Raw genomic sequence first — 6,948 nt, forward strand, 5'->3', positions numbered from 1 at the left:
GTGGAGAGGAGGGGTTCAAGGTCGGGGGCAGAGGCGGGCACCTGCCGCTTTTGCAGGGATATTTCGGGTGCGCCGGGTTGGGGTGGGGCATGACTGACGGTCATCGGAACTCCAGGCGTACGAGGGCCCTTTACGGGGTCTGCCGGACGGCGCGCGCAGGGCGGCCGGGAATCACGCCTCGGCGGCGGCGCACGGAAAACAGTGCACCGAATTCAAAGAGGCATGCAAAGAGCACCGGGAGGCACGCAAAGGCCACCGGGGCTCAGCGGGAAAAGCTGCGCAGAGGGGTCAGCGGCCGCGACGACACGCGGCGGAGGCCACCCGCAGCAGGTCGATGTGACCGCGCGTGGTGAGCATGACTGAACGCAACATGTCGCCGAACGTAGCGAGTTGATCCTTCTGCGGTCAATCATCGTCTCGCTCTGCGGACATACGCGAGGAAGCCTGGGCCGTTCGGTCGTGTATCGACCGCTTTACCCCCGCTGGCGTATGGCGGAAGTACGCCATGACCTCTACTCGCCACGGGCGGCCCTCCTCAAACAGCAGTCCCGTACGTAATGCTGAGCGGTCATTCGGCACCGGATTGCGGACCGAATTTCGCAGTGACTTTCCTTTTCCTGCCCGTCTTTCACACAGGGACGCAGATGACGCTCGAATCCCCGCGCGCACCCCGACCGGGTGCCAGACGCGCGGCCCGAATAGCCGTGGCGGCAGGGCTTGTTGCGGCGCTCGGCGCCGCAGGGCCCGTGCCCGCCTTCTCCGCCGATCCTGGCGGTGAGCCCGCTCCCGCGAAGTCCGCGGCCGAGAAGCTCGGCTCCGACGACGCCAAGCTGCTCGCCCAGGCCGAGGCCGAAGGCGAGAAGACCGTCACGGTCATGGTGGCCACCACGCAAGGCGCGACCGAGCAGGCCGCGCAGACCTTCGACGAGGTCGAGGGCGGCATCGTCGGCAAGCGGAACGACAAGCTCGGCTACGTCCGGGCGACCGTGCCGACCTCGAAGGCCAAGGCCGTCATCCAGGACGCGACGAAGCTGTCCTCGGTCAAGGGCATCGATCTGCTCCAGGAGATCGAGCTCGACGACCCGACGCCGGCCGGCGACCGCGCCAAGGGCGCGCAGAGCGCCGGGGGCACGGCTCCCGGCTCGTACCCGGCGCCGGGCAAGAAGACCCCCGCGAAGAACCCGTACAACCCGTCCTTCGAGACGGGCGCGGTCGACTTCGTGGAGGACAACCCGAAGGCCGACGGCCGCGGGGTGACCATCGGCATCCTCGACTCGGGTGTCGACCTCGGCCACCCGGCGCTGCAGAAGACCACCACGGGCGAGCGCAAGATCGTCGACTGGGTCACCGCGACCGACCCGGTCATCGACGGCGACGCGACCTGGCGGCGGATGAACGCGGTGGCCCCGGTGGCCGGGCCGACGTTCACCTTCGACGGCAAGACCTGGACCGCCCCCGCGGGCAGCTACCAGGTGCAGTACTTCCGCGAGTCCGCCTCCACCGGCGGCGACGCGAACGGTGACCTGAACCGGGACGGCGACACCACCGACCTGTGGGGCGTCCTGTACGACGCGGCCGCGGGAACGGTCCGCGTCGACCTGAACGACGACAAGAACTTCACCAACGACGAAGCCATGAAGCCGTACAAGAACGGCTTCCAGGTCGGCTACTTCGGCACCGACAACCCGGCGACCGACGTCGTCGAGCGCGTCCCGTTCGTGGTCGAGATCCGCAAGGACGTCGTCTACAACGCCGCGGGCGCCAAGTCCGACTTCGTCAACATCGGCATCATCGAGTCCGAGCACGGCACCCACGTCGCCGGCATCACCGCCGCCAACTCGCTGTTCGGCGGCCGGATGAACGGTGCGGCGCCCGGCGCCAAGCTGGTCTCCTCGCGTGCCTGCTCGTGGGGCGGCGGCTGCACCAACGTCGCGCTCACCGAGGGCATGATCGACCTCGTCACCAACCGTGGCGTGGACATCGTGAACATGTCGATCGGCGGTCTGCCGCCGCTGAACGACGGCAACAACGCGCGCGCCGCGCTCTACACCCGTCTCATCGACGAGTACGGCGTCCAGCTGGTGATCTCGGCCGGCAACAGCGGCCCGGGCACCAACACCATCGGCGACCCCGCGCTCGCCGACAAGGTGATCTCGGTCGGCGCGACCATCTCCAAGGAGACCTGGGCCGCCAACTACGGCTCGGGCGTGGAGAAGCGGTACGCCATGATGCCGTTCTCCTCGCGCGGCCCGCGTGAGGACGGCGGCTTCACGCCGACCCTGTCCGCCCCGGGTGCGGCGATCAACACCACGCAGACCTGGATCCCCGGCAGCCCGGTCGCCGAGGCGGGCTACACCCTGCCGGCCGGCTACTCGATGCTGCAGGGCACCTCGATGGCGTCCCCGCAGGCCGCGGGCGCCTCGGCGCTGCTCATCTCGGCCGCGAAGCAGAAGAAGATCGAGCTCTCGCCGCTCACCCTGCGCACCGCGCTCACCTCGACCGCGAACCACATCCCGGGCGTCAAGGCGCACGAAGAGGGCGCGGGTCTGATCGACATCGAGGACGCGTGGGAGTCCATCGAGGACGGCGCGACCGCGCACGGCTACAAGGTCTCGGCGCCGGTCGACACCGCGATCGAAGAGTTCCTGGCCACGCCCGGCTTCGGCACCGGTCTCTACGACCGTGAGGGCGGCCTGAAGGTCGGCGAGCGCAAGACGTACGACGTCACGGTCACGCGTACGTCGGGTTCGAGCCGTGCGGTGGAGCACGAGCTGGACTTCAAGAACAACGACGGCACGTTCCGTGTCCTCGGTGACGACGAGGTCTCGCTGCCGCTCGACAAGCCGGTGACCGTGAAGGTCCAGGCGAAGGCCGGCTCCGCCGGGATCCACAGCGCGATCCTGGAGCTCGACGACGAGCGCACCGAGGGCGTCGACCGTCAGATCATGACGACCGTGGTCGCCTCGGCCCAGCTCGCCAAGCCCTCGTACGCCTTCAAGGCCTCGGGCTCGGTGCAGCGCAACAGCCACAAGTCGTACTTCGTGACGGTCCCCGCGGGCGCCAAGACCTTCGAGGTCGCGCTCGGTGGTCTGAAGGCGGGCAGCCAGACCCGCTTCATCGCGATCCACCCGTACGGTGTCCCGGTCGACCCGACCGGCACGCCGAACTGCTACCCGAACTACACCAACCCGGCCAACACCTGCCGCCCCGACCTGCGTGCGTACGCGAACCCTCAGCCGGGTGTCTGGGAGATCGAGGTCGAGTCCCGCCGTACGTCGCCGCTGCTCGACAACCCGTACGAGCTGACGGCGACCGCGCTCGGTGTCACCTTCGACCCGGCGGTGCAGACCGTCGCCGAGGCGAAGATCGGCACCCCGACCGCGGTGAACTGGAACGTCACCAACAACTTCGGTCCGATCACCGGCGGCAAGCTGGCCGGCGGTTCGCTGGGGTCGTCGAAGCAGGAGCGTCCGACGATCGCGCACCACGCGTCGCAGGAGTACGCGGTGACGGTTCCGGCCGGCGCCGAGCGGCTCGACGTGGCGATCGGCAACACCGCCGACAAGGGCGCCGACCTGGACCTCGCCGTCTACCGCGTGGTGAACGGCGTGCGCACGCTGGTCGGTTCGGCCGCGGACGGCGACTCGGAGGAGGCCGTCTCGCTGCCGAAGCCGGCCGCGGGTGAGTACATCGCGGTCGTGGACGGCTATGACGTCCCGGCCGGGACGACGGCCTTCGACTACCTCGACCTGTACTTCGCGCCGTCGCTCGGCGAGCTGAAGGTCGACGGCTCGAAGAGCATCGACCTGGCGCAGGGTGCGTCGGCCGCGGTCTCCGCGGAGGTCGTGGTCGCCGGTGCCGCACCCGAGGGACGCCAGTTCTTCGGCGAGGTCCGCGTCCTGAACGGCAAGGGCACGGCTGCCGGTTCGGGCAGCGTGCGGATCGAGAAGGTCGTTCCGTAACGGTCAGCACTTGACGGTCACGAAACAGGGGCGGGCGTCCGGATTTCCGGGCGCCCGCCCTTTTCTCACCGCAACGGCTTCGGGCAGTCGAGGGTGCGGGACTCCGGCAGAGCTTCCAAGAGCTCGGGCCGTACGTCCCCCACACCCCACCCCGTCTCGGCGTCGTAACCGTCCTCCGCATGCCGGTACACACTGATCAGAACGAGCTCACCACGCTCGATATCCGAGGCGACCGGCGCAGGCAGAGCGACCGTCATGGTCGGCTCCTCGGCCACGGCACGCTCGGGCCGGTACCAACGGTCGACCTTGACCGTGACGTCCACCTTGCCGTCCTTGCGCGGCACCAGCTTCGTGGCCTTCCCCTCCACGAGGATCTTCGTGCAGGCGATCTGCTCGGCGCGGCTGAAACCGGCGTCGCTCTGGGCGGAGTCGGAGTCGGGCGCGCGGGAGGCGGCACCCTTTTGACCCTCGCCCTCCTTGTGGTCGCCACCGCTGTCGTGCGCGGGCCCTCGAACGCCTTCCCCGGCGCTCTTGTCCGAGTCCGCCGCGTCCAGGTTCATCCCGTTCTGCGCTCCCAGCCAGAACAGCCCCCCGAACAGGGCGAGCGCGCAGGCCGCGACGGCCACCCGTACCGATACGGCGAACAGCCGGCGCGTCCGTACCCTTGCCGGCCGCACACGAGGCGGCACCGCAGCCGGAGCGGGCACCGGCTCCCCGGCCGGCTCGGCGGCGAGCTCGTCACCCAACTCGCGCAGTGCACAGCGCAGTTGATCGAGGTCTCCGAGCGCGGCCTGATACCCCGCGTCGTGAGCGAGTTCGTCCGGCACGTCCGTACCGGTGATCGCCGCCATCAGCAGGTCGTCCGGCTCGTACGCATCGGTCCCGAAACTCTTGTCGCCGGCCACGTCACACCACCTCGCCCTCGTGCAGCCGCGCGCGCAGGGCCCGTACCGCACCGTGCAGCCTGCTCTTGACCGTGCCTTCGGGGACGCCGAGCCGTTCCGCGATCCCGCGTACGGACAGGTCCGCGTAGAACCGCAGCACGACCACCTGCCGCTGGGTGTCGGTCAGTTCGTCGAGCCCTTTCGCGACCGCCATCGAGAGCACCTTGCTCTCCTCCACCGCATGGCTCTCCGCACGCAGTGAGGCGAGCCGCTCCCCCAGTCGCTCCTGGCGGCGGCGTGCCCGGTGGTAGTCCATCGCCCAGTTGGAGGCGACGACGGCGGCCCAGGCGGACACGTCACGCGGCGCCTCGCGTCCGTCGGCGGCCCGTTCGAGCAGTTTGAGGCGCACCTGCTGCACCCCGTCCGGCAGTTCGGACGCGGGCACGCCGCCGAGCGCGAGGACCGCCCGGACCCGGCTCACCTGCGCCGGGTCCAGGGGGTCCCGCGGCTCCCCCTCTTCCGCTCCCCGCCCGCGCCGAAGCGTCCCTCTGCGCAGCAAAGCCCACCCCTTCCTCACCCCGTTCTGCCCTTACGACGCGGGGGCGGGGCGAAACGTTCGCCCCGAGGTGGGGGAAGTTTGTCAGTGCAGCGTCGGCCGGTAGACGAGCTCCTGGATGCTGCCGTCGAGCGTGCGGTGCTCGAGCAGTTCCAGGTCGAAGTCCTCGGCGCCCTGGAAAATCGGGTCGAGCCCGGTGCGGCCGGTGATGACGGGGAACAGCGTCACGTGCACCCGGTCGACCAGACCGGCCGCGAGCAGCGCCCGGTTGAGGGTCAGGCTGCCGTGCGAGCGCAGCGGCACCTTCGACTCCTCCTTCAGGCGGGCGACGATCTCGACCGCATCGCCGCGCGCGACCGTCGCGTCCGGCCAGTCGAGAGGTTCCTTCAGCGAGTTCGAGATCACCGTCATCGGCGTGTTCACCATCCGCGTGACCCAGGGGTCGCGCACATCGGCGTCCTCGGTGCTGTTCGCGAGCATCTCCTTGAACAGCCCGAACGTGGTGGCCCCGAAGACCATCCGCTGTTCCTCCTCGTACAGGGCGAGCCGGTGCTCCAGGAGCTCGGGGCCCTGCTTGCCCCAGTAGCCAGTCCAGTCGCCGCCGGCGGCGCCGTAGCCGTCGAGGCTGGAGAAGACATCGAAGGTGTAGGTGGCGCTCATGAGGGTTCTCCTTACGTGTGAGCAATACGTGTGAGCAATACGTGTGAGCAATCGTTACGGGGCAGACCGGCTCCGGCCGTAAAACTCATCGCCGCCCATGTCCCCTGTTTCACCCCTTCTGCTTACGAACGCAAACATCGAACTACTCATCGACTCACGGGAGTTGAACTGCAACTATGGGCACATGTCGCACATGATCAAGGGCGCCAATGTGCCGGTGCCCACCGAGGTGCTCCGGGTGGCCGTGAGCCGCCTCGCACAGTCCGGCTCGCCCGCCGTGGACGCCTCCGCCCTGCTGCTCGACGCCGCCGGCAAGGTGCGTGGGGACGCCGATCTCGTCTTCTACAACCAACCCCGGCACCCCTCCGGCGCGGTGAGCCATCTGGGGGCGACCGAAGGCGGCGGACAGCTCGCGCAGTGGCTCGAACTCGATCTCGCACGGATCGAACCCGTCGTCCAGCGCGTGGTGATCGCGGCCTCGTGCGAGGGCGGCACGTTCGGCGCGGTGCCGGGACTCTACGTGCAGGCCGTGAGCGCCGCGTCGGGGACGCCGGTCGCGCACTACCCGGTGGTGGACGCGGCGGCCGAAACGGCCTTCGTACTCGGGGAGTTCTACCGGCGCGACGGGGTGTGGAAGTTCCGTGCGGTCGGGCAGGGGTGGGCCACGGGGCTCGCCGGTCTCGCGACGGACTTCGGGATCGTGGTGGACGGGGCGGCGCCCGCGCCGGCCACCGCTCCCGCCCAGACGCCCGCGTATGCCGCACCGGCTTACGTCCCCGCGGCTCCCGCGGCTCCCGCGACCCCTGCCGCCCCGGGGTACGCCGCCCCTCATCCGGCACCTGCCGCCGCGTACACACCCCAGGACGCCCACCCCCAAGTACCGCAC

6 protein-coding genes are annotated in these 6,948 nt (G+C 69.7%); 2 read left to right on the forward strand and 4 right to left on the reverse strand.

Translation table 11 applies throughout. The annotated features are described in order from the left end of the window. Positions 1-288: 288 nt before the first annotated feature. Positions 289-372, reverse strand: a complete 84-nt coding sequence (locus G6045_RS42455) for a putative leader peptide (protein ID WP_352254655.1) — start codon at positions 370-372, stop codon at positions 289-291. A gap of 272 nt (positions 373-644) precedes the next feature. On the opposite strand from G6045_RS42455, the gene G6045_RS38120 reads away from it, so the two are divergent. Beyond that, the gene (locus tag G6045_RS38120; protein ID WP_165336827.1) at positions 645-3,962 is read left to right on the forward strand and encodes a S8 family serine peptidase; all 3,318 of its coding nucleotides are present in this window, start codon (positions 645-647) and stop codon (positions 3,960-3,962) included. A gap of 65 nt (positions 3,963-4,027) precedes the next feature. Here the strand turns inward: G6045_RS38120 and G6045_RS38125 are convergent, their stop codons facing one another. The 3 genes from G6045_RS38125 to G6045_RS38135 all read right to left on the reverse strand — a co-directional run bounded on the left by G6045_RS38125 (position 4,028) and on the right by G6045_RS38135 (position 6,062). After that, positions 4,028-4,867 carry a hypothetical protein gene (locus tag G6045_RS38125; RefSeq protein ID WP_165336828.1) on the reverse strand — a complete coding sequence of 280 codons (840 nt, stop codon included), beginning with the start codon at positions 4,865-4,867 and terminating at the stop codon, positions 4,028-4,030. Between the two features lies 1 nt (position 4,868). Then, entirely contained in the window at positions 4,869-5,402 is a 534-nt protein-coding gene (locus tag G6045_RS38130) for an RNA polymerase sigma factor (protein WP_206344727.1), read from the reverse strand. Between the two features lie 84 nt (positions 5,403-5,486). Continuing rightward, the gene (locus tag G6045_RS38135) at positions 5,487-6,062 is read right to left on the reverse strand and encodes a dihydrofolate reductase family protein (RefSeq protein ID WP_165336830.1); all 576 of its coding nucleotides are present in this window, start codon (positions 6,060-6,062) and stop codon (positions 5,487-5,489) included. A gap of 184 nt (positions 6,063-6,246) precedes the next feature. On the opposite strand from G6045_RS38135, the gene G6045_RS38140 reads away from it, so the two are divergent. Beyond that, on the forward strand, positions 6,247-6,948 hold a 702-nt coding region (locus G6045_RS38140), incomplete at its 3' end, for a TerD family protein (RefSeq protein WP_165336831.1).

Origin of the sequence: Streptomyces mesophilus (assembly GCF_011044995.1) — a bacterium.
GTDB lineage: Bacteria > Actinomycetota > Actinomycetes > Streptomycetales > Streptomycetaceae > Streptomyces > Streptomyces mesophilus.

What these genes read in the sequence shown, in the direction of transcription:
- G6045_RS42455 (WP_352254655.1), bottom strand. Translation starts at nt 372, where the DNA reads ATGTTGCGTTCAGTCATGCTCACCACGCGCGGTCACATCGACCTGCTG.
- G6045_RS38120 (WP_165336827.1), top strand. Translation starts at nt 645, where the DNA reads ATGACGCTCGAATCCCCGCGCGCACCCCGACCGGGTGCCAGACGCGCG.
- G6045_RS38135 (WP_165336830.1), bottom strand. Translation starts at nt 6,062, where the DNA reads ATGAGCGCCACCTACACCTTCGATGTCTTCTCCAGCCTCGACGGCTAC.